This window comes from Sphingobium sp. B2 (assembly GCF_007693735.1).
GTDB lineage: Bacteria > Pseudomonadota > Alphaproteobacteria > Sphingomonadales > Sphingomonadaceae > Sphingobium > Sphingobium xenophagum.
The window spans coordinates 2,866,551-2,887,100 of record NZ_VDBZ01000001.1 but is presented as its reverse complement, the minus strand read 5'-3'; the positions used below and the strand labels follow the sequence as shown (position 1 = coordinate 2,887,100).

Annotated in this window: 18 protein-coding genes; 6 read left to right on the top strand and 12 right to left on the bottom strand. The window is 64.3% G+C overall.

The genetic code is table 11. The annotated features are described in order from the left end of the window. Positions 1-9: 9 nt before the first annotated feature. Both FE851_RS14125 and FE851_RS14120 read right to left on the bottom strand, forming a co-directional pair. Positions 10-639, bottom strand: a complete 630-nt coding sequence (locus tag FE851_RS14125; protein ID WP_145203358.1) for a nicotinate-nucleotide adenylyltransferase — start codon at positions 637-639, stop codon at positions 10-12. A 51-nt stretch (positions 640-690) separates the two neighbouring features. Next, positions 691-1,656, bottom strand: coding sequence for a PQQ-dependent catabolism-associated beta-propeller protein (locus FE851_RS14120; RefSeq protein ID WP_145203355.1), 966 nt, complete (start codon positions 1,654-1,656; stop codon positions 691-693). Positions 1,657-1,795: 139 nt separating this feature from the next. Here FE851_RS14120 and pedF point away from each other — a divergent pair, with 139 nt between their 5' ends. The 4 genes from pedF (at position 1,796) to FE851_RS14100 (ending at position 5,735) form a co-directional block, all read left to right on the top strand. After that, complete coding sequence (gene pedF / locus FE851_RS14115; protein ID WP_026002500.1) at positions 1,796-2,221, top strand: cytochrome c-550 PedF; 426 nt, start codon at positions 1,796-1,798, stop codon at positions 2,219-2,221. A 4-nt stretch (positions 2,222-2,225) separates the two neighbouring features. After that, a complete protein-coding gene (locus tag FE851_RS14110; RefSeq protein ID WP_145203352.1) occupies positions 2,226-3,080 on the top strand; it encodes a substrate-binding periplasmic protein in 855 nt (284 codons plus the stop codon). Positions 3,081-3,193: 113 nt separating this feature from the next. After that, positions 3,194-4,939: a methanol/ethanol family PQQ-dependent dehydrogenase gene (locus FE851_RS14105; RefSeq protein ID WP_019053187.1), complete on the top strand. Its 1,746-nt coding sequence runs from the start codon at positions 3,194-3,196 to the stop codon at positions 4,937-4,939. 13 nt (positions 4,940-4,952) lie between these two features. After that, a complete protein-coding gene (locus FE851_RS14100) occupies positions 4,953-5,735 on the top strand; it encodes a response regulator (protein WP_017183712.1) in 783 nt (260 codons plus the stop codon). A gap of 18 nt (positions 5,736-5,753) precedes the next feature. On the opposite strand, the gene FE851_RS14095 is transcribed toward FE851_RS14100, so the two are convergent. The 6 genes from FE851_RS14095 to FE851_RS14070 form a co-directional block, all read right to left on the bottom strand. Beyond that, positions 5,754-7,973 (bottom strand): NahK/ErcS family hybrid sensor histidine kinase/response regulator, encoded by a 2,220-nt coding sequence (locus tag FE851_RS14095; RefSeq protein ID WP_145203349.1) that lies wholly within the window; start codon positions 7,971-7,973, stop codon positions 5,754-5,756. Beyond that, a complete protein-coding gene (locus FE851_RS14090) occupies positions 7,970-9,112 on the bottom strand; it encodes an FIST N-terminal domain-containing protein (RefSeq protein ID WP_107124995.1) in 1,143 nt (380 codons plus the stop codon). Before FE851_RS14090 ends, FE851_RS14095 begins: the two co-directional genes overlap by 4 nt. 66 nt (positions 9,113-9,178) lie before the next feature. Further along, the gene (locus FE851_RS14085; RefSeq protein ID WP_019053191.1) at positions 9,179-9,583 is read right to left on the bottom strand and encodes a DUF779 domain-containing protein; all 405 of its coding nucleotides are present in this window, start codon (positions 9,581-9,583) and stop codon (positions 9,179-9,181) included. 102 nt (positions 9,584-9,685) lie between these two features. After that, positions 9,686-11,206: an aldehyde dehydrogenase gene (adh, locus tag FE851_RS14080; protein WP_017183708.1), complete on the bottom strand. Its 1,521-nt coding sequence runs from the start codon at positions 11,204-11,206 to the stop codon at positions 9,686-9,688. Positions 11,207-11,281: 75 nt separating this feature from the next. Beyond that, the gene (locus FE851_RS14075) at positions 11,282-11,725 is read right to left on the bottom strand and encodes a pseudoazurin (protein WP_145203346.1); all 444 of its coding nucleotides are present in this window, start codon (positions 11,723-11,725) and stop codon (positions 11,282-11,284) included. Positions 11,726-11,815: 90 nt separating this feature from the next. Beyond that, a complete protein-coding gene (locus tag FE851_RS14070) occupies positions 11,816-12,358 on the bottom strand; it encodes a rhodanese-like domain-containing protein (RefSeq protein ID WP_145203343.1) in 543 nt (180 codons plus the stop codon). An 82-nt stretch (positions 12,359-12,440) separates the two neighbouring features. On the opposite strand from FE851_RS14070, the gene FE851_RS14065 reads away from it, so the two are divergent. Together FE851_RS14065 and FE851_RS14060 are read left to right on the top strand one after the other, a co-directional pair. Further along, positions 12,441-13,238 carry a quinoprotein dehydrogenase-associated SoxYZ-like carrier gene (locus FE851_RS14065; protein WP_145203340.1) on the top strand — a complete coding sequence of 266 codons (798 nt, stop codon included), beginning with the start codon at positions 12,441-12,443 and terminating at the stop codon, positions 13,236-13,238. After that, on the top strand, positions 13,235-14,185 hold the full coding sequence (locus FE851_RS14060) for a quinoprotein relay system zinc metallohydrolase 1 (protein ID WP_145203337.1): 951 nt from the start codon (positions 13,235-13,237) through the stop codon (positions 14,183-14,185). Before FE851_RS14065 ends, FE851_RS14060 begins: the two co-directional genes overlap by 4 nt. A gap of 10 nt (positions 14,186-14,195) precedes the next feature. Here the strand turns inward: FE851_RS14060 and FE851_RS14050 are convergent, their stop codons facing one another. The 4 genes from FE851_RS14050 to paoA form a co-directional block, all read right to left on the bottom strand. Beyond that, positions 14,196-16,628 (bottom strand): TonB-dependent receptor, encoded by a 2,433-nt coding sequence (locus tag FE851_RS14050; RefSeq protein WP_261370940.1) that lies wholly within the window; start codon positions 16,626-16,628, stop codon positions 14,196-14,198. A gap of 80 nt (positions 16,629-16,708) precedes the next feature. Next, a complete protein-coding gene (gene paoC / locus FE851_RS14045; protein ID WP_145203335.1) occupies positions 16,709-18,916 on the bottom strand; it encodes an aldehyde oxidoreductase molybdenum-binding subunit PaoC in 2,208 nt (735 codons plus the stop codon). Beyond that, complete coding sequence (locus tag FE851_RS14040; RefSeq protein ID WP_145203333.1) at positions 18,913-19,869, bottom strand: FAD binding domain-containing protein; 957 nt, start codon at positions 19,867-19,869, stop codon at positions 18,913-18,915. The genes paoC and FE851_RS14040 overlap by 4 nt, the downstream gene beginning before the upstream one ends. Next, positions 19,866-20,501, bottom strand: coding sequence for an aldehyde dehydrogenase iron-sulfur subunit PaoA (gene paoA / locus FE851_RS14035; RefSeq protein WP_145203330.1), 636 nt, complete (start codon positions 20,499-20,501; stop codon positions 19,866-19,868). The genes FE851_RS14040 and paoA overlap by 4 nt, the downstream gene beginning before the upstream one ends. Positions 20,502-20,550 lie beyond the last annotated feature (49 nt).

Here is a 20,550-nt window from a genome sequence, read left to right as displayed (position 1 = left end):
AGCTCCATTCTAGACGATCAGCCGACGCGTGAGCGGGTCCCGCACACGTGCATGTTCATATTCGCGATGCCAGAGGGGGTTCGCCTGCCGAAACAGGGTCGCCGATCTTGGATCAGGGCGAAAGCGCAATAGCACGAGCGCCGGCGGTCTCCAATTCGTCCAGCCTGCTTTCTGGCAAGCGGGCAGGACGAAGCGCCGCAGCCAGTTCATGGCCACAGAGCCACGAGCAGCACCATCATAGCCCGGACGGGCGATCACGGCAATGGGCATTTGACGCGCTATGCCGCGCCAGTCCCTCCACTGGCTGAACTGCGCCAGATTATCGGCCCCCATCAGCCAGATGAACCGGTTGCGCGGGTAGCGGCGGGTCAGCGCGCGCAGCGTGTCTGCCGTGTAGCGCGTGCCCAGTTGCGTCTCGATCGCGGTGGCGCGAATCGGGGCGCGCCGCGCGACCTTGCGCGCATGGGCCAGCCGGGCGGGCAGGGGCGCCATGCCTGCGCGGGGCTTCAGCGGATTGCCCGGCGACACCAGCCACCATATGTCGTCCAGTCCCAGCGCCGTTGCCGCGAACAGCGAAATCGCGCGATGCCCGCCATGGGCCGGGTTGAAGGAGCCGCCGAGCAGGCCGATGCGTGTCATAGCCCCGCCATGCCATCTGGCGCGGGTCGCTGCAATCGCGCTGCTGCCCGGTCAGGGTGCGGCGACGATCCCCCAGGGCGCGCTCCCGACGGCGATCGTCGCGCTCACCTGCGCCTTGGCCAGATCGATCACCGATACCGAATCGGACAGGCCATTGGCTGTATAGGCTTGGGTGCCATCGGCGCTGACCGCGACATGCCAGACCCGCTTGCCCACGGGCACATAGGCGCGGACTTTGCGGGTCGGGACATCGACCAGCGCGACATGATCGGCCCGGCCCAGCGCGACGATGGCGGTCTTGCCATCGGGGGTGAAACGGATGCCGCACGGCAGGATGCGATGCGCCGGGACGCCCGGTATCTCGAACCGCAGCGTCTCGCGCACCGCACGGCTTGTCGTGTCGATGATCTGGACAGTGCCGCCAATTTCGGCCGCGACCCATAATTGCGCGCCGTCGGCGGTGAATTCGACATGGCGCGGGCGCTGGTCGGTCGAGGTTTCGGCGACCATCTGGCGCGTGCCAAGGTCGATCCAGTTGACGACATTATCCTCTTCGGACGTCACCGCCACCCACTGGCCGTCCGGGCTTTGCGCCACCCCTTCCGGCTCGCCGCCGACATCGACCTGAAAGGCGACGGAGCGGCTGGCCAGGTCTATCGCCGTCAGCGCGGCATTATCCTCATTGGCGACGAACAGCGTCCTGCCGTCGCGGGAGAGGGCAAATTGCTCCGGGTCTTGCCCAGATGGCAATTCCGCGACCAGCTTGCCGGTTGCACGGTCGATCACCTGCACCGCATGGTCGGTGCTGGCGCACAGATAGAGGTAGCGGCCATCCTTCGACAGGGTGATGCCGCGCGGGCGGCCGCCCACGGCCCAGGTCGCAGTCACCTGCCCCGACGCGGTATCGACCACGGACACGCTGTCCCCGCGCTCGTTGGAGACATAGAGGGTTTCCCCCTGCGCGGCGGCGGGGAGCGCCAGCCAGACGGCCCCGACGGCAATGCCGATGCGCTTCATATCCTGATCCTCTCACCGCTTTGGCCGCCATCCTATCGGCTGGTAACGATCGACGGGATTGTACCAATGGCCAATGGGCCGCGCGCCTGCCTTAGCCGATATTCCGCTCAACGAGAATCCGCGTGAGAGGATGACGCATATGAAACTGGGACGGATCGCGCTGCTGGGCGCCATTGCCACGCTGGGCATGACCGGGGCGAGCGCGCTGCTGGCGCATGGCGACGTCACGCCGCAAGCAGTCGACACGAGCGCGCTGCCGGAGATTGGCGAAGCCTGGCTCGAAAAAAACCCCTATAGCGGCAACGCCAAGGCGATCGAGATCGGCCAGTCGGCTTATGGCCAAAATTGCGCGCGCTGCCACGGGCTGGATGCGGAATCCGGCGGTATCGCGCCGGACCTGCGTTATCTGGAGGAAGGCGAATCCGGCGATCAATGGTTCGCCGAACGCTTCCGCCACGGCTCCAGCCATGACGGCAAGGTCTATATGCCGCCCTTTGGCGACGTATTGGGGCAAAAGGCCGGCTGGGCCATCCGCGCCTGGCTTGAAACCAAACATGAGGGATAGGGCGATGCTCACCCGTCGCGCCTTGATTGGCGGGGCGGGTGTGGCGTTCGCGCTGGCTGCGGGCCGCGGCGGCGCGGCCCCGTTGGCGAAGGTCAAGGCGCTCGGTACGTTGCGCGTGATCGTCTATCAGGACAACCGGCCCTGGTCGTGGGAGGAGGGCGGCAAGATCGTCGGTCTGGACGCTGACCTGGCGCAGGCGATCGCGGGCAGGCTGGGCGTGCGCGCCGATGTGGCCCAACTGGTCGCGGACGAAAGCGCCGATGACGATCTGCGCAACGGCGTGTGGAAGGGCGGTTTGCTGGGCTTCATGCCCGGCGACCTGATGCTGCATGTCCCCTTCGACCGGACCTTCGCGGCGCGCAATGATCAGGTTGCGATCATCGCGCCCTATTATCGCGAGAGTTTCGCGCTGGCCGGTTCCGGTGGCGCGGTCGCGCTGGAAGGGATGCCGACCGAGTGGCGCGGCCGCAAGCTCGCCGCTGAACTCGACTCCATCCCCGACTTCTATCTGACAGGCTCTTTTGGCGGCGTTTTGGCCAAGGATGTCGTCCATTATCCGACCGGATCGGCGGCGGTGGCGGCGGTATTGGCCGGGCAGGCGGACGCCGTGCTGGCGAGCCGGGCGCAGATCGAACACGGACTGCACGGTGCGGGCGCTGGCCGCGTCACGCTGCGCAAGGGGCCGCTGCCCGCTTTCACCTCGCCTGGTTGGGACATCGGCATGGCGGTCAAGGAAAATAGCCGCACGCTGGGCGACGCGGTGGAGGAGATCGTTACCGCCATGGCGGCAAGCGGCGAGATGAAGGCGTTGTTCGCGCGCTACGGGGTCAACTGGACTGCGGCCAACGCCGCAGGCTGAGCGCGGACCGCCAATATCCCGACCCAAGGTCTAATTGTCGCTGATCGGGAGCGGCATAGTCTGCACAGAAATCGTGGGCGCCCAATGCGCCCGATTACACAGGGAGGATGGTTATGAAAGGACCGATCATGCGGGCGCTGTCGGGCGTCGCTGCGATGGCAATGGCGATGGGGGCCGCGCCGCTGGTGGCGCAAAGCGGGCCGACCGATGCCGATCTGATGAACGACGCCAAATCGACGGGCGACGTGCTGACATATGGCATGGGACCGCAGGCGCATCGCTTCAGTGCGCTCAACGCGATCAACAGCGGCAATGTGTCGAAAATGGTGCCTGTCTTCTCCGCCTCGCTGGGTGGTGAAAAGCAGCGCGGCCAGGAAGCGCAGCCGATCGTCTACGACGGCACCATCTATGTGACCGGCAGCTATTCGCGCCTGTTCGCCTTTGACGCGCGCACTGGCGAGGAAAAATGGCAATATGACGCCCGCCTGCCCGACGGCATCATGCCCTGCTGCGACGTGGTGAACCGCGGCGCGGCGATCTATGGCGACAAGATCATCTTCGCCACGCTCGACGCGCGCCTCGTGGCGCTCAACCGCCTGACCGGCAAGGTGATCTGGAACAAGCAGATCGCCGACTATAAGGAAGGCTATAGCGCCACCGCCGCGCCGCTGATCGTCAACGGCATGGTCATCACCGGCAATTCGGGTGGCGAATTCGGCGTGGTCGGCGCGGTCGATGCGCGCGACGTCAACACTGGCGAGCTGATCTGGCACCGCCCGGTGATTGAAGGCCATATGGGCACGCTCAATGGCAAGGATAATGGCATCACTGGCAAGCTGAACGCCAGCTGGCAGGGCGACCAGTGGAAAACCGGTGGCGGCGCGACCTGGCTGGGTGGCACCTATGATCCTGAAACCAACCTGCTCTTCTTCGGCACCGGCAACCCTGCGCCGTGGAACAGCCATCTGCGTCCCGGCGACAATCTCTACACCGCGTCCACCATTGCGATCGACCCGGCCACCGGCGTCATCAAATGGCATTTCCAGACCACGCCGCACGACGGCTGGGATTTCGACGGCGTCAACGAATTCATTCCCTTCGACGCCACCATCAACGGCAAGCCGATGAAGCTTGGCGCGAAGGCGGACCGCAACGGCTATTTCTTCGTGCTCGACCGCACCAACGGCAAGTTTGTCAGCGCCAGCAAGTTTGTGATGCAGACGACCTGGGCCGATGGCTTCAACAAGAATGGCAAGCCGAATTACATCGTGGAAGGCCGTCCGCCGGCACCGGGCGATGCAAAGGGCAAGCCGGTATTCGCTTCGCCGTCTTTCCTGGGCGGCAAGAACTGGATGCCGATGGCCTACAGCCATGACACCGGCCTTTTCTATATCCCGTCCAACGACTGGGGCATGGACATCTGGAACGAGCCCATCGCCTACAAGAAGGGGGCCGCTTATCTGGGCGCGGGCTTCACCATCAAGCCGATTGCCGAAGATCATATCGGCGTGCTGCGGGCCATGGACCCCAAGACCGGCAAGATCGTGTGGGAATATAAGAACAAGGCGCCGTTGTGGGGCGGGGTGCTGACGACCGGGGGCAATCTGGTGTTCACCGGCACGCCCGAAGGCTATCTGAAGGCCTTCGATGCCAAGACTGGCCAGGAATTGTGGAAATTCCAGACCGGGTCCGGCGTGGTCGGTTCGCCTGTCACCTGGGAACAGGATGGCGAACAATATGTGGCCGTCATGTCCGGCTGGGGCGGCGCTGTGCCTCTGTGGGGCGGCGAAGTCGCCAAATCGTTCAAGGACATCAATCAGGGCGGCGCGCTCTGGGTGTTCAAACTGCCAAAGTCATAAGGGAGAGAGTGTCATGATCGTCATGGGACGTGGCAGCTATGCAATGCAGGCTCCGGTACTGCCGCCTTGCGCTTTGCGGCTTGCCACATCCCATGACTTGGTCGATCATTCGGGCCAGGGGCAGGATATGGGCCAATATATGGGCGGCGAAGCGATCATGGAACGCGTGCTGATCGTCGATGACCATCCGCTGGTGCGCGACGGTTTGCGCAGCGTCATCGCGATCAGCTTCGACAATATCGAGATTTTCGAGGCGGCGACCCTGGACGAGGCGATCGCCACGCTGGAAAAGCAGGATAATTTCGATCTCATCCTGCTCGATCTCCACATTCCCGACGTGCGGCGGCTTGATGGCCTCAAGCTGCTGCGCGATCGCTTCCCGATCCTGCCGGTGGTGATGGTGTCGGGGGCGTTCGACCGCGCGATCGTGCAGGAGGCGCTGGCCGCCGGCGCGGCCGGGTTCATCCCCAAATCGCTCAAGCGCAGCGCCATTGTCGACGCCTTGCACCGGGTCGTGTCGGGTGAAATCTACCTGCCCGAAACCATGGGGGAAGGGGCAGCGCCGTCCGCCGACGAAGATGACATCACCCGTCGCATCGACAGCCTGACGCCGCAGCAGAAGACGGTCCTTGGCCATCTGGTCAACGGTCGCCTCAACAAGCAGATCGCCCACGACCTCAATGTGTCGATGACGACGATCAAGGCGCATGTATCGGCGATCCTGCAAAAGCTGGGCGTGCTCAGCCGCACCCAGGCAGTGATCAAGGCAAACCGGGTACATTTCCGCGCCGACTGACCCGGCACGACCTTCCATCTATTTCAGCATCGTCCGCAACAGCGCGCGCAACTGTGCAGGCTTGACCGGCTTGCTCAGCAGCGGGATGCCGCAGGCGTCCAGGCGGACCTTCAGATCCTTGCCGCGATCGGCCGAAATCATCACCGCAGGCACCGGCCCGCCGAAATGAGCGCGCAGCCGGTCGATCACATGGTCGCCCGTCTCGCCGTCATTCAGATGATAGTCGATCAGGATGATGTCAGGCTTGGCGTCATCTGTGAACAGGGCGGTCGCATCGGCAAAGCCGCCCGCCGTCCGCACACTGCATCCCCAGCCGCCGAGCAGGGTCGACATGCCGGTCTGGATAGCCCGTTCATTGTCGATGACCAGCACGTTAAGACCCCGCATCGTGCGATCGCGCCCGGATATGTTCGGCTCGCTGTCGGGATCGGTCACCGGCTCACCCGCCGGCAGGCAAATCGCAAAGGTCGATCCACGACCAGGCGTCGATTCGAGCGTGATCGGATGGCCCAGCATGTCGCTCGCCCGCTTGACGATGGCCAGGCCCAGCCCCTTGCCGCTGGTGCGGGTGTCCAGCCGGCGAAACTCCTCGAACACCAATGCCTGCTTGTCGAGCGGAATGCCGGGGCCGCTGTCGGTCACGCTGATGCGGACGCCGTCCGGCCCGCTTTTGCAATCCACCCGTACCGATCCCTGCTGGGTATAGCGCAGCGCGTTGGACAGGAAATTCTGCAGGATGCGTCGCAACAGCCGAATGTCGGATTGCACCCATGCCGGTTCGCTGGCGATCACCAGTTCCAGTCCGCCAGCGCGGGCCATAGGGGCAAATTCGACGCGCAGCGTGTCGAGCAGCCGGTCGAGCCGGAAATCGCCAACCTCCGGCTGGATCGCGCCTGCGTCCAGACGGCTGATTTCCAGCAGTGCCTCCAGCAGATCCTCGACCGAATCCAGCGCCGTCGACGTCTGGTTGACCAGCGCGCGGGTCGGCAGCGCCAGTCGCCGGTCGCCCAGCGCGGCGACAAACAGCCGCGCGGCGTTCAATGGCTGGAGCAGGTCGTGGCTGGCGGCGGCCAGAAAGCTGGTCTTGGACAGGTTGGCCTTTTCCGCCGCTGTCTTGGCGTCGCGCAACTGCGCCTCGATCGCGCGGCGTTCGGCGATCTCTGTCTCCAGTTCGGCGGTCCGCTCGGCCACCCGGCGTTCCAGCGTCTCGGCCGTTTCCTGCAAGCCCGCCTGCGCCCGCAACATCGCGGTTACGTCGGTAAAGCCGATTCCCTGCCCACCCCGTTCCAGCGCAGTGCTGCGAAGCTCGAAACTGCGCGTCCCGGCATGGACCAGCGCGTGGCGCGGATCTCCGCCGGGCTGGTCGCCCCGCCAGTCCAGGCACCCTTCATCCGCCATGCCCAGATGCTCGCGGCACCAGGCGACCAGCGCGCCATGGCTGCCGCTTTCCTGCGCCCAGCCGCCGGGCAGGTCGAGCAGATGCTGGAGCGCGTCGTTCCACGCCGCCACGCGCCCCTGCGCGTCGAACAGGCAGACGCCTTCGGACAGATTGTCGAGCGTGGATTGCAGGATCAGGTTACGCTCGGCCAGTTCCAGCGCCCGGTTGCGGGCGTCCTGCGCCTTCACCTCGGTAATGTCGGTATAAATGCCGACAATACCGCCTTCGCTCGTGCGCAACTCGTTGATCTGGACCCAGCGGCCATCCGACAGCGCCTGCACATGCCCGCCGTCCGCAATGCTGTGGCGCGCCAGCCGGTCCGATACCCAGCGGTCGGGCGCGACCAGCGATCCGAGCGCGTGATGATGCGCGGCGGCGAGCCGGACAATCTCGTCGAAAGACTGGCCTTGGCGAATCTGGTCGGCAATTTCGGGCCAGAAACTCAGATAGGCCTCGTTGAACAGGACCAGCCTGTCCTCTGCATCGAACAGGACAAAGCCCTCATTGATCGAATCGATCGCGTCGCGCAGCCGGGTCTGGGCCTCCTCGGCGGTCGCATGGGCCTGGGCCAGCTCCGCATTGGCGGTGGCCAGACGGCCCAGCGCATCCTCCAGTTCGCCCGTCCGCTCCCGCACCATGGCTTCCAGCGTGATCGCGGTCTCGAACATCGAAAAGGCATTGCCGACCATATCGCTCGACCGTTCGACCCGGTCGATCAGCGCGGCATTGATCTTGCGCAGCTTGCGATTGTCTTCCCGCAACCTGTCCAGTTCAGTGTCGGTTTCCGCCCGCTGGCTCATTTTCCGATCGCAAGTCCGCTAAAGGTCTGGTTGACGTGCAGCGCATGATATTGTTCGCCATAGGTATTGAAGCCGATGACGCGGTGACGGCCATAGAGTTCGGATACGGCCCGGCTGATCTGCCGCTGTTCGGCGTCGATCCGGTTCAGCACGCAATCGAACGCTATGATCCGGTCGACCGTGCCGACATGGGCGGCAATGTCGGTGAACATCGCCTCCATCCCCGCGATCCGGTCCACCGGCTCACCCACGGTCAGCACGATGCCTTCGTCGATCGCGCAGTAGAAGGTCAGGCTGCCGTCCGGGTTGGCGCTCTGGATCGAGCGGACATGATAGTCCCCGCCCGCCCGCACCATCGGCGGATGGGCGGCGTAGAAGGCCAGGCCCAGCGCTTCCCCGGCATGGCCCGCCAGCCGCAGATATTCCTGCGCAGCAGGCTCGGCATTGATTTCGGTGACGATCCGGTCCTGCGGCACAGCGCCCGTCACCACCATTTTGGCCGCCCCAGGGCGGTAATGCTGCCCCTTGAACACATGGATCGGCCGGGGGGTGGACAGGATGGCGATCACGGCGGCGCGATGGTGGAAACGGCCGCCGTGGAAGATCGCTGTTTCGCGGAAATCGAGCCCGTCGCCTGACGATCCGCCGATTAGCGGTACGTCGCCCAGCGCATCCTGGATCGTCATCGTCAGCAGTTCCTCGCGATGGGACAGGCCATCGACCAGAAACAGCGCGACATGATTGACCCGGTCACCCAGATGGCGGCTGTCCCGCTCCGCCACCGCTGCGAGCGATCGAATGGCTTCCCGCGCTGCGACAGGATCGAAGGCATCAATATCGTCGAAACAATGGGACACCATATGAAAGCTGGCGGCCGGAAAGCCGATGACGCTCAGACTATCCTCGTCATAGCCCTGCTCGGTCAGTTCGCCCGAACTGGTACAGCCGATCGCGACCCGTTGTTCGCCATGGCGGTTCACCGCACGGGCCAGCGCGTCGCGATCGAAACGGTGCGAACAAAATAGCAGCATGCCGGCCAATGGTGAGTCACCCATGGCATGGGCGACTTGCGCCATCGCATCAGCCGGATCAGGCATGTGGCTCGACGCAAAGACAATATCCGCCGCCTCCACACTCATTTCGCTCTCTCCCATCGCATTCCCCTTTTTCTTAGGGGTTATGCACTGTGCTGCGCATTTGTCACGTCAGGCGATGGCGTTGCCTCTTGGCGGATCGCCGGCCGCTTCCAGCAGGGCGTTTTCGTCGTCGGTAAAAATGCGCGACCGGACGATGAAGCGCATCCCTTCCGGGCTTTCCAGCGACATGCCCGCGCCGCGCCCTGGCACAATGTCGATCGTCACCTGGGTATGGCGCCAATATTCGAACTGGGCCGCGCCGATCCATACCGGCACATCGCCCCCGACATGCCCCAGCAGCACGTCCTGCGCGCCCACCTTGAATTCGCCGCGCGGAAAGCACATTGGCGCGGACCCGTCGCAACAGCCGCCCGACTGGTGAAACATCAGCGGCCCATGCCTGTCGGTCAGCTGCGCGATCAGCGCCAGCGCTGCATCTGTCGCCAATATGCGGGGAGGAAGCGGGTTCGTCACAGCCAGGCTTTCCTTTACAAAAAGGGGCGGACGTCCGTTAGGGACGCCCGCCTGGGACGAAGGCGCTTACAGGGGAAAGGCAAGCGCCTTCGTTGCGACCCTTTAGAAGAAGCCCAGCGCCTTGGGGCTGTAGCTGACCAGCAAATTCTTCGTCTGCTGATAATGGTCCAGCATCATCTTGTGGTTTTCGCGACCGATGCCCGACTGTTTGAAGCCACCAAAGGCGGCATGGGCCGGATAGGCATGATAGCAGTTGGTCCACACCCGACCGGCCTGGATGCCGCGGCCCATGCGATAGGCGCGGCTTCCATCGCGCGTCCACACGCCCGCGCCCAGACCATAGAGCGTGTCGTTGGCGATGGCGAGCGCTTCGGCCTCATCCTTGAAGGTGGTGACGGCCAGAACCGGACCGAAAATCTCCTCCTGGAATATCCGCATCCTGTTATGCCCCTTCAACACCGTCGGGGTGACATAATAGCCTTCGCTCAGTTCGCCATCCAGCTGCGCACGCGCGCCGCCGGTCAGCAGTTCCGCGCCTTCGGCCAGACCAATCTCGATATAGGAGAGGATCTTTTCCAGCTGGTCGTTTGACGCCTGCGCGCCGATCATCGTCGCCGGGTCGAGCGGGCTACCCTGCTTGATCGCCTTCACGCGCGCAATCGCGCGTTCGATGAACTTTTCGTAGATCGATTCCTGGATCAGCGCCCGGCTGGGGCAGGTGCACACTTCGCCCTGATTGAGGGCGAACATCGCAAAGCCTTCCAGGCACTTGTCGAAATAATCGTCGTCTGCATCCATCACGTCAGCAAAGAAGATGTTGGGCGACTTGCCGCCCAGTTCCAGCGTGACGGGAATCAGGTTTTCCGACGCATATTGCATGATCAGGCGGCCGGTCGTCGTTTCGCCGGTGAAGGCGATCTTGCTGATCCGCTTGTTGCTGGCCAGCGGCTTGCCCGCTTCGACGCCAAAGCCGTTGACGACGTTCAGCACGCCAGGCGGCAGCAGGTCGCCGATAATGTCCAGCAGCACCAGAACCGACATCGGCGTCTGTTCGGCGGGCTTCAGCACGATGCAATTGCCTGCCGCCAGCGCCGGGGCCAGCTTCCACACCGCCATCAGGATCGGGAAGTTCCAGGGAATGATCTGGCCGACCACGCCCAGCGGCTCGTGGAAATGGTAGGCGATGGTGTCATGATCGATCTCGCTGATCGACCCTTCCTGGGCGCGAACGCAGCCTGCAAAGTAGCGGAAATGGTCGATGGCCAGCGGAATGTCGGCATGGGTCGTTTCGCGGATCGGCTTGCCATTGTCGATCGTCTCGGCCATCGCGATCAGGTCCAGATTGGCTTCCATCCGGTCGGCAATCTTGAGCAGGATGTTCGAGCGTTCCGTCGTGGAGGTCTTGCCCCAGGCATCCTTCGCCTTGTGCGCCGCGTCGAGCGCCAGCTCGATATCCTCGGCCGTACCGCGCGCGATGGTCCCGACGACCTGGCCCGTCACGGGGGAAATATTTTCGAAATAGCCGCCCTTGACCGGGGCGACCCACTGGCCGTCGATATAATTGTCATACTGGTTGCGGATCAGCGTCTTGCCGGTGAACCGCTCCATCGCCTGCTGCAGCATCGTCCTACTCCTGTCCTGTCGAAATTGGCTGAAAACATGGCGCGGCGACCTGTGCCGGGCCATTGCACCTTGGGTCTATTTCACTTTTGCGAGCGCCACCGTCATGCGCTTGGCGGCAAAGGGGGGCAGCTTGACCGCCTTGGCCGCTGTCAGGTCGGCGGCGGACACCTTGCCCACCTGGACCAGCGCGACCATGCCCATCGAATAATGGGGCATGCATTTAATGCCGTAGAGGCCAGGCTTGGCGACGGTCAGCACCATCTCCTTGTTCATCGCGCCCTTCACCGGGGTTACGCCCGCGGGCAGCATGTTCGCCATCGTTTCGGCATTGTGGCTGGCATCGGTCGGCTTGAAATGGATGGTATCGCCCAGCGCAGCCTTCACGAAGGATGGTTCAAACACCATCGCCCCGTCCGCGCCCTGATTTTTCATATGGACCACAATATCCTTTGCCGCAGCGGGCAGCGGCGAAAGGAGCAGGGCAGCGGCAAGGCCAGCTGACAGGCGCAGATGGATCACATCACTCTCCAAAGATGCACGCGGCTAATGGCCGCCAGATTGCGCCAAGAGTGCGTCCGGAGCGCGCCTGCGCACAATGGGCCTTTGGTCCTATGTGGCCGTGCCGCCTTCGGGTTGGACTGGCGTGAGCGGCAGGCCAAGGTCGCGCCAGCCATCCGTCCCCTCCGCCAGCCACCAGACATTGGCAAAGCCCATCGATCGCAACCTTTTGGCAGCGTTCCAGCCCATCCAGCAGTCGGAGCGGCAGAACAGAATCAGCATCCTGCCGCGCGCGCGCGCCGTCAACCGGACAACGCCTGTGGCAAAAGCCCCGGCAATGGCGGGATCGGGCTGGCCACGCCCGGCATCGGGAAACCAGTGCGCGCCAGGGATGGAGTCATGCGATGACGCCAGCCGCCAGCGCCCGTCCGGTTCACGATGACCACCTTCGGCCGGCAGGACATCGATGAAGATGGCATCCCTGTCCGGCACAAGCTGCGCCGCTGCTGCGAGCGCGATTCGGCCGACGCCGGCGGGCGGCTGGCGCACTGGCGCGCGATAATGCGCGATGCGATAGCCCTCCGTGTCGAACAATGGCTCCTGCGCCAGCGCGGGCAACGCAACCAGCATCGCCGCCATGATGAAGCGCCGCATGATCCTCTCCCCGGCTTATGACCCAAGGGCCAATGGTAGCGCGTCGCGCCCTCTATTAGACCCTGTCATAAGGGAGAAGGATATGCGCAGGGCAAAGAGCCTATGGGTCGCGATCATGCTGACGCTGGCGCCGGCCGGTGTCGGGGCCACTCCGCCTGCCGATCCGCTCGGCTCACCGATGTGGATAGCCCATGCGCGCACCCTGTTCGGTGATGATCCAGTGCGGTTCGACCCCCGAGTCCATGTGTCCTTCCCGATGATCGCGGAAAACCAGCGCGCCTTTCCGGTGGTCATTGATGCGCGCGGAATAGCGGGGGTCAGGCGCATGATCCTGCTCGCGGACCTTAATCCCATTCCGGTCGCGATCGACTATCGCCCCCTGCATGCCGCGCCCTATGTCGCGACTCGGATCAAGCTGGATCAGCGCACTCCGGTACGCGGTGCGGTGCAACTGGACAGCGGGCAATGGCTGGTGTCGGGCGGCTGGGTCGATGCCGCAGGCGGCGGATGTTCCGCGCCACCCGTCAGCCGGGTCAAGGGCGACTGGGCTGACCATCTGGGCGAGATACGTGGCGAAGTCTGGCCCATCGCGCAGGGCTATAATCGGGTGCGGCTGAGCTTCCGGCATCCGATGGACACCGGCCTTGTCGAAAATATCGCCACTTATCATCTGGAGGCGCTGGCTGTGACCGACGGGGAGGGGCGTGTGCTGGGCGACATGGATATATGGGCATCGGTGGCGGAAGACCCGGCGATCACGCTGATGGTGGACGGCGGCCCGGATGCGGCGCTGCGGGTCGCGGCGCGTGACACCAACGGGCGCGACTACCGGGCCAACCTCATTTTGGCGCGTCAGTCGCCGATGCCGGGCGGACGATGAAGCTGTCGCGACGCGCCATGCTGGGCGGGATAGCGGGTCTGGCGACGATGCCCGCTCGTGCGGCCGACTATAGCATTACGGCGGTGCCGGTCGGCGATGGCATCTGGATGGTGCGCGGCGCGGACGAGCCGATCGAAGAGCATAATGGCGGGGCGATCGCCAATATCGCCATCATCGCAACGCCCGCCGGGACGGTGCTATGGGAATGCGGCCCTTCGCTTCGCTATGGCCGCGCCCTGCGCCAGGTGGCCGAGCAATTGACGGGCCAGCGCATAATACGGGTCTATGTCAGCCATCTCCATCCCGATCATGGCTTGGGGCTGGCCGCCTTCGATTCTGCCATCGTCGCCGCGCTGCCGGGCACGATCGCGGCGTTGGCGGCGCAGGGGCAGGGCTATGCCGATGGCATGTACAGGCTGCTGGGCGACTGGATGCGCGGCACGGACCTGATCCTGCCGGGCCGGACCATCATGGCGGCGCAGGAGGATTTTGGCGGGCGGGTGCTGCGCCTGCTTGCGCTTTCCGGCCATAGCAGTGCGGATCTGGCGCTGCTGGACGAAAGAAGCGGCCTGCTGTTGGCGGGTGATCTGGTTTTTCATGATCGCGCGCCCAGCACCCCGACCGCCGATCTTGCGGCCTGGCGCGCCAGTCTGGACCAGCTGAAGGCCTTGCCCCATGGCGGCGTCCTGCCTGGCCATGGGCCGCTCGACCCGACCGGGACGGCGGCCATTGCCCAGACGCGCGACTGGATCGACTGGCTGGAAGGCGCACTGACGCAGGCGGTGCGCGATGGTCTCGACATGGTGGAGGCGGGCGACCTGCCTATCCCCGCCCGCTTTGCCCGGATGGCCGCCGCCCGCTACGAAGTGCAGCGCAGCGTGTCGCATCTCTATCCTGGCATCGAAGCGGCATTGCTGCCGCGTATCGACGTCAAAAGCGCGCCCTGATCCCTGTCTCTTATACACATCTCTGCCTATCCCCGCCCGCTTTGCCCGGATGGCCGCCGCCCGCTACGAAGTGCCGCGCAGCGTGTCGCATCTCTATCCTGGCATCGAAGCGGCAGTGCTGCCGCGTATCGACGTCAAAGCGCGCCCTGATCCCCCCCTGCCAGCGGCGCGGTGCGCCCGGTCCATAGGCACGGGGATTGGATGCGCCCGGCACCTCCTCCAGTTCGATCTCATCGACTTCGCTGAACGTGCCAAAGGTCGCGTAGCGCCTGCCCAGCGCGTTGCGCACCTCGCCAAACAGGCTGACGCCGCGCACCACATCCACGCTCGCGCGCAGATTGACGATGGCGTAGCCGCCCAGCCTGGGCGTATCATTCCCTTCGTCGCCGACCAGATATTGGCCCGATCGCGCGATCACATCGCCGCCGATGCTCCAGCCCTGTCCGGCATAGTCCAGGTTCAGCGTCGCGCTATGCCGGGCTATACCGGGCAGGCGGTCGCCGCGCTCGACTGCGATCAGGCCGTCCTCGTCCGCTGTCGGATTGGCCGGGCTGGATAGGCTGAGCGGCGCGCGATAAGTGGCGTCGGTAAAGGCATAGCTGAGGCCCGCTTGCAGCCCGCCCCGATGCGCGCGGATCGTCGCTTCCACCCCCTGCCGCCTGGTACTGCCGATATTGCGGAAATAGGCCCGGCCGCGGATTTCCGACGCGACATATTGAATGTCGTTGCGATTGTCTGTCCGCCAGGCCGACAACAGCCAATCAACCGCAAAGCCGCCAAGCTGCGCCTTGCCCTTCGCACCCGCTTCCCAGCTTTTGGCGACCACCTGCTTCAACGGCGGATCGGCGATGAAGAAATTGGTCAGGCTGCATGGCGCATTTTCATCGGCGCAGGACAGTTCGGCCGGAGTCGGCACGCGGTTGCTTTCCGCATAGCCCGCCCGCAGCGCCAAAGCGTCGGACAACTCATAGTCGAACTCGATGCCGGGATTCAGCCGGGAAAAATGATGCCGGCCATTGAGCGCGGTGCCGATCTGGTCCTGCAACACCACCCGCGCCCAATTATATCGCAGTGCGATTTCGGCTGACAGGCGCGGGGTGATGGGTAACCGATCCTGGGCGAATACCCCCCAATAATCGGTATGGGCGACCAATCCCACGGGCGCGATGGCGCCGTCTGGCTGGATGATGATCGGTCCCAGCCCTTCGACGCTTCGCTCGTCGGTCATCGCGCCGAGTTCGGTCGATGTGTCGAACCGGGTGCGGCTTGTGTCGTAACTCAGCCCCAGCGCCAGATGATTGTCCCCCGCGCCCAACGCCCGCTGGTCGATCAGTTGCACCAGCGCCCCCATCGCCCGCGTCGCGGTGCGCCCGCGATTGAGGACGCCATAGCCTTCACCCCCCAGGCTATCGGCGATCGGATCGCCATTGGCGTCTGTCAGGACCGCCTGTTCCTCCTCATCTTCGGTATCCCCCACCGTTTCCAGGCACAGCAGGCCAGCCTCATCCTCTTCCTCGCAACCCTCGATATCGGCAGCGTCGCCATTGACGCTGCGCAGCGTCAGTTTTTGCGCGTAGAGCGTCCCTTCGATCCGGGTCGTATCCGATAGCGCGACCCAGGGATGCAGGCTGACCCGGCCATAGCGGCTGGCGCTATTGTCGGGCCAGGTGAATACCGCGCGCCGATCGACCGCGAGCAGTTCGACCGGCGAAACGCCATTGCCGGTCAGGTCGGTGTCCGCCCCGACCAGCTTGATGTGCAGGCCACCACCAGGCGCGTCGAAGCCCAGGTCGAGATAGCCATTATATAATGTCGAGGGCGAAAAGGCGCGCCAGCCATCGTCCCGTGTGTATTGAAACGCCGCGAAGGCGCTGAAATCGCCCCGTGCCCCGCCCGCCGCGATGCTCGCTTCGGTCATGCCGAACCGGCCCTGTGAAACGCTGGCCTCCAGTCCGGGATCGCTCAGCCCGGTCTTGGTGTCGATCAGCAACGCCCCGCCCAGAGCGTTGAGGCCATAAACCGCGCTTTTGTCGAGCAGGCTAATCCGCGCAATGGCGGCTTCGGGCAACAGGTCGAACTGCATGGTGTCGCCGAACGGCTGGTTGAAGCGCGCGCCGTCCAGATAGGTGGCGATCCCCTGCGCCTGTCCCTGAAGCGGCGAAGCGACAAAGCCGCGATAGACCAGATTGGGCTGCCACGGGTTGTTTTGCGCGTCCTGCAAGGTGACACCGGCGAAGTTACGGACCAGCGCGCCCAGCAGATCGGGACTGCCGCCTTTGGCGATGTCGGCGGCGGACAGCGACAGGCCGTCGTCGCTGTCGATGCCGCCGCCCGGCGCCGTCACGATGATGGGCTGGCGACCGGCATCTGCCTCATCCGCCCGCGCGATGCCGCCGCACAGCGCCATCGCACTGGTTGCCAACAGCGCCGTCACACCCCTCATGCCATCCTCCATTATGTCTATGGGAGGAAGGCTAGGGGGACAGGGGACGGCGCTCCATTAGACCTTGGGTCGGTCCATCGTCAGGTCATCTGCGCTTTCAACAGCTTGTCGATGGTCAGCGGATAGTCGCGCAGCCGCAGGCCAGTGGCGTTGTAGACTGCATTGGCAACCGCAGCGCCCGCGCCGCAAATGCCCAACTCGCCCACGCCCTTGGCTTTCATCGGTGAACTTTTGTCGTCCAGTTCGTCGATGAACAGCACATCTTGTTCGGGTATGTCGGCATGGACCGGCACGGCATATTCGGCCATGTCATGATTGATGAACAGGCCAAAGCGGGTGTCGACCTCCAACGCCTCCATCAATGCCGCACCGGCGCCCATGGTCATCGCGCCGATCACCTGGCTGCGCGCGGATTTGGGATTGAGAATGCGTCCGGCCGCAAATGCCCCGCCCATGCGGCGGATGCGCACTTCGGCGGTGTCGATGTCCACCCCGACTTCGCAGAAATGCGCGCCGAACGTCGCCTGGGCATAGCGTTTGTCCAGATCGCCAAATTCGATACTGTCCTGCGCCCATAGACCCTCGCGACCGGCGAGCGCAGCCAGCGTTTGCGACTGATTGCCCAATTTCACCAGACCATCTTCAAACTGCGCCTGGTCGGCCGGATAGCCCGCCTTTTCCGCAAGCTTTGCCCGCAGCGCCATGGCGGCGGCATAGACGCCGGCTGTAGAACTGTTCGCTCCCCATTGACCGCCAGACCCGGCGGATGCGGGGAAGCGGCTGTCGCCCAGCCGCACGATGACGTCATCCAGCGATACGCCCAGCATTTCCGCCGCGGTCTGGCCGATGATGGTATAGCTGCCGGTGCCGATGTCCGTCATGTCGGTTTCGACTATGACCTTGCCGGTGCCATCCACGCCGATCCGCGCGCCCGATTTGCCGACCATATTGTTACGGAATGCGGCGGCCACCCCCATGCCGACCAGCCAGCGACCATCGCGCACCTTGCCAGGTGTGGGATTGCGCTTGCTCCATCCAAACCGGACAGCCCCGGCGCGCAAACATTCGACCAGCTTGCGGCTGGAAAAGGGGCGTTGCGGCCCCGCTTCGGGATCATATTGCACATCGTTGCGGATGCGCAGTTCGACCGGATCGACGCCGCATGCTTCCGCCAGTTCGTCCATCGCGATTTCCAGCGCCAGCAGACCGACGGCTTCGCCGGGGGCGCGCATCGCATTGCCTTCGGGCAGGTCGAGCGTGGCGAGGCGATGCGCGGTCAGGCGGTTCGCGCCACCATAGAGCAGCCGCGTCTGCATCGCCGCCGTCTCCGGGCCGCCGCCGGGCAGGTCGCCCGACCATACTTCATGGCCGATGGCATCGATCACGCCATTCCTGTCGGCACCTATGCGGATGCGCTGGACCGTCGCGGGACGATGGGTGGTATTGTTGGGTATCTGGTTGCGGGCGATCATGACCTTGACCGGACGTCCGACTTCCCTCGCCCCCAATGCCGCAAGCAATGCGTCGGCGCGCAGGAACAGCTTGGCGCCAAAACCTCCGCCAATATAGGGCGAAACGAGACGGACATTGTCTTTGGGAATGCCCAGCGTCTTGGCGACTTCCCCCACGCTCCAGGCAATCATCTGATTTGCCGTCCACAGCGTCAGCTTGTCGCCGTTCCACGCGGCGGTGGTAGCGTGCGGTTCCATCATGGCATGGCTGTGGTCTGGGGTAGTGTAGCGCTCGTCGATCCTGACCGCTGCCTTGGCAAAGGCTCCGTCAAAATCGCCAACGGCAGTGTCGGCGGCCCCGCCGAAGCCGCTGTCTGGTGGTTTGACGGCATTGTCCAGTTCGGTGTTCAGATCGAACTTGCCATCCTGCGGCGTATAATCGATCCGCACCAGCTTGGCGGCTGCGCGCGCATTTTCAAATGTGTCGGCGATCACCAGCGCCACCGCCTGATCATAATGCATGATCGCCGGGCCGCCCAGCAGCGGAGCGGTATTATAATTTCCCTTGCCCAGCTTACCGGCATTGGCGTGGGTCACTATCCCCAGCACGCCGGGCGCTGCTTCAGCCGCGCGCAGGTCCATGGCCGCGATCCTTCCCTTGGCGATCGCGGACCCGACGATCCAGCCATAGACGGCGTTGGGTGCAGCATCATGCCGTTCATAGGCATAGGGCGCACTGCCGGTAACCTTGGCAGGGCCGTCGATACGGTCCTGCGCGACGCCGACGACGCGGCCCTTGTCGATGGGATTGGTGGTGGCGGGCGTATCGAATTTCACGACCGGGCCTCCTTCTGCCGATAGAGCGACGCCAGCGTCCGTTCGACCAGCGTTTTCTTGAATGCATTGTGATGGGTCGTGCGCGCGCCGCTCAGTGTCGCTTCCGCCACCGCCTTCGCCCCGGATGAGGCGGCAGCGTCTGCCGCTGGCGTTCGCCATGGTTTTGCGCCGATGCCGCCAAAGGCGAAGCGGCCTCCGCCGTCCTTGCCGAACACGGCGGCGACCGACACCAGCGCAAAGGCGTAGGACGCCCGGTCGCGCACCTTGCGATAGACATGGGTGCCGCCGATTGGCTTGGGCAAGGTCACCGATGTGATGATCTCGCCATTCTTGAGCGCGGATTCTATATGGGGTGTGTCACCGGGCAGCGTGTGGAAATCGGCGATGGGTATGGCGCGCGCCACGCCGTCCGCCCCGACCGTCTCTACCTGCGCGTCGAGCAACCGCATCGCCACTGCCATGTCGCTGGGATGCTGGGCGATACAGGCGTCGCTTACCCCCAATATGGCGAGGCTACGGCTGATCCCGCCAATCGCGCCGCAACCGCTGCCGGGCTTGCGCTTGTTGCAAGGCATGTTGGTGTCGTAAAAATAAGGGCATCGGGTGCGCTGAAGCAGGTTGCCTGCCGTTGTCGCCTTGTTGCGCAATTGTCCCGAAGCGCCCGCCAGCAGCGCGCGGCTCAGCACGCCATAGTCGCGGCGCACCGTCTTGTCGGCCGCCAAGTCGGTATTGCGGACCAGCGCGCCGATGCGCAATCCACCCTCTGGCGTCGGTTCGATCCGGTCGAGGCCCAGATGATTGACGTCGATCAGGTGAGTCGGCGTTTCGATCTGGAGCTTCATCAGGTCGAGCAGATTGGTGCCGCCGGCAATGAAGCGCGCACCCTGCATCGCAGCTGCGGTCTTGGCGGCATCCGCAACGCTGGTCGCGCGGCTATAGGTAAAAGGCTTCATGCCTTCTTCTCCCCGGCCACTTCATTCATGGCGGCTATGATGTTGGGATAGGCGGCGCAGCGGCAGATATTGCCGCTCATCCTTTCGCGCAATTCTCGGTCGGATAGCGCAACCTGATCCAGATCATCGGTCACATGGCTCGGGACTCCTGCCGCGATCTCTTCCAGCACCGCGACAGCCGAGCATATCTGTCCCGGTGTGCAATAGCCGCATTGATAACCGTCATGCGTGATGAAGGCGCGCTGCATCGGATGGAGCTTGTCGGGAGTTCCCAACCCCTCGATCGTCGTCACCGTGTCGCCATCATGCATGACCGCCAGCGTCAGGCAGCTGTTGATACGCCTGCCTTCGACGATGACGGTGCACGCACCGCACTGCCCCTGATCGCAACCCTTCTTCGTCCCGGTCAGATGCAGATGCTCACGCAGCGCGTCGAGCAGGGTGGTGCGCGGATCGAGTTGCAGATGCACCTCGCGCCCGTTCACGGTCAATTCCACGGGGATCATCCCGGTTTCTCCCTTGGCTGTGGGTCGTGCAGTGGCCGCACCGGCAGACGCCAGCGTGGGGGCCGCTGCGGCAACCGCCGCACTCCCCTGCAACAGGGAACGGCGCGTGAGATGATCGGATGGCATCGCGGGTGCTTCCTCTTGCTTGGTCTGTCATACGAAGGGACGCGACAAA